The 2,210-nt window shown below is 68.6% G+C and carries 2 protein-coding genes; both read left to right on the top strand.

The features are described from left to right. Positions 1-105 precede the first annotated feature (105 nt). Entirely contained in the window at positions 106-789 is a 684-nt protein-coding gene (locus ACZ5FU_RS34935; protein ID WP_469047942.1) for an acyl carrier protein, read from the top strand. Positions 790-831: 42 nt separating this feature from the next. Next, positions 832-2,210, top strand: a 1,379-nt coding sequence (locus tag ACZ5FU_RS34940) for a type I polyketide synthase (RefSeq protein WP_469047944.1), incomplete at its 3' end; no start/stop codon positions are given.

Consider the following 2,210-nt stretch of genomic DNA (forward strand, 5'->3'; position numbering starts at 1 on the left):
TGGGGCCTGTGGGGTGCGTCGAGTGCGATGACGGGGTCGTTGGGGGAGGCCGATCAGGCTCGTATGAGCCGTGGTGGTATTCGTCCGTTGTCCGTAGAGGAAGGCATGACGCTCTTCGACACGGCGATCGGTACCGACGAACCGCACCTGGTACCCGTCAAGTTCGACTTCGCCACGCTCGCTCAGCAGGCAGCCGCCGGCCAACTGACACCCCTGCTGCGCGGCCTGGTCCGCACACCACGCCGAACCGTCCGTATCGGTCCCGTCGGCAACACGGCGGGGGAATCCTTGGCCGATCGGCTGGCGAGGATGCCGCAGCCCGAGCGGAAACGCGCCCTGCTCGACCTGGTGAGCGCCGATGTCGCCACCGTACTGAGCCGCCGCGAGCGGGACGCCATCGAGCCGGACCGTGCCTTCAAGGACCTCGGCTTCGACTCGCTCACAGGTGTGGAGCTGCGCAACCGGCTCACGGCGGCCACGGGGCTCCAGCTTCCCGCCTCGGCGGTGTTCGACTACCCGACGCCGGCCGCCCTCGCCGATGTCCTGCTGGAGCAACTGGGTGTCTCGCCGATGTCCGTGCTCGCCGAACTGGACCGTCTCGAAGCGGCGTTGAGCAGTACGTCCCTGGACGACGACGTCATGGCGCAGATGGCCAAGCGCCTCCAAACCCTGGCGACCCGGTGTGCGGCACCCGGCGCCCCGGCGGAGCAGGAGGGGAACTTCGACCTCGATTCCGCCTCCGACGAGGAACTCTTCAGCTTCGCGGAGAACGAGCTCGGGTCTTCCTGACAGCGGCGCCGCCCCCACACCTGTTGAGCAGAAGGACTTTCGATGAGCACGAACGACGACAAGCTGCGCGACTACCTCAAGCGAGCCCTCGCCGATCTCAACCAGGCGCGCAAGCGGCTGCGCGAGGTCGAATCCGAGAAGACGGAACCTGTCGCGATCGTCTCCATGGGCTGCCGTCTCCCGGGAGGCGTGTCCTCGCCCGAGGATCTGTGGGAGCTGGTGGCGGAGGGAACCGACGGCATCTCGGCCTTCCCGACCGACCGCGGCTGGGACGTGAACGGGTTGTTCGACCCCGACCCTGAGCGTCCCGGGAAGTCGTACGTCAAGGAGGGCGGCTTCGTCACCGGCGCCACCGAGTTCGACGCCGCCTTCTTCGGCATCAGTCCGCGTGAGGCGCTGGCGATGGACCCGCAGCAGCGGCTGCTGCTGGAGACTTCCTGGGAGGTCTTCGAGCGGGCGGGCATCGATCCGACCTCGTTGCGAGGCCGCAACGTGGGTGTCTTCGCCGGTACCAAGCCGCAGGACTACATCCCGAGCCTCGAGAGCGGGGAGTCCAGCACTGAGGGGTACGCCCTGACCGGCAGCGCCGGTGCGGTCACCTCCGGCCGTGTCTCGTACACGTTCGGTTTCGAGGGCCCCGCCGTCTCCATCGACACCGCCTGTTCCTCCGCGCTGGTCGCCATCCACCTGGCAGCTCAAGCGCTCCGCTCCGGTGAGTGCTCGCTCGCTCTGGCCGGTGGTGTGTCCGTGATGGCCACGCCGGGCGCGTTCGTGGCCTTCTCGCGGCAGCGGGGCCTGGCGACGGACGCTCGCTGCAAGGCGTTCGCGGCGGGTGCGGACGGCACGGCGTGGGCCGAGGGCGTGGGTCTGGTGTTGCTGGAGCGTCTGTCGGACGCGCGGCGCAACGGCCACGACGTCCTGGCGGTCGTGCGCGGCAGCGCGGTCAACCAGGACGGCGCGTCCAACGGTCTCACCGCGCCCAACGGTCCCTCACAGCGACGTGTCATCCGCCAGGCGCTGACCAATTCAGGACTGCTCGCCACCGACATCGACGTGGTGGAGGCGCATGGTACGGGTACGGCGCTGGGTGATCCGATCGAGGCGCAGGCGTTGATCGCGACGTACGGCCAGGGCCGCCCGGCGGAACGACCCTTGTGGCTCGGCTCGGTGAAGTCGAACATCGGTCACACCCAGGCCACCGCGGGTGTGGCGGGTGTGATCAAGATGGTGCAGGCGATGCGGCATGGTGTGCTGCCGAAGACGCTGCATGTGGATGAGCCGTCACCGAAGGTGGACTGGTCGGCGGGTGCGGTGGAACTGCTGACAGAGGCGCGGGAGTGGCCGGCGGTAGCGGATCGTCCTCGGCGTGCCGGTGTGTCGGCGTTCGGGATCAGTGGGACGAATGCGCACGTGATCCTGGA

The organism is Streptomyces sp. NPDC031554 (assembly GCF_055580685.1).

What these genes read in the sequence shown, in the direction of transcription:
- ACZ5FU_RS34935 (WP_469047942.1), top strand. Translation starts at nt 106, where the DNA reads ATGACGCTCTTCGACACGGCGATCGGTACCGACGAACCGCACCTGGTA.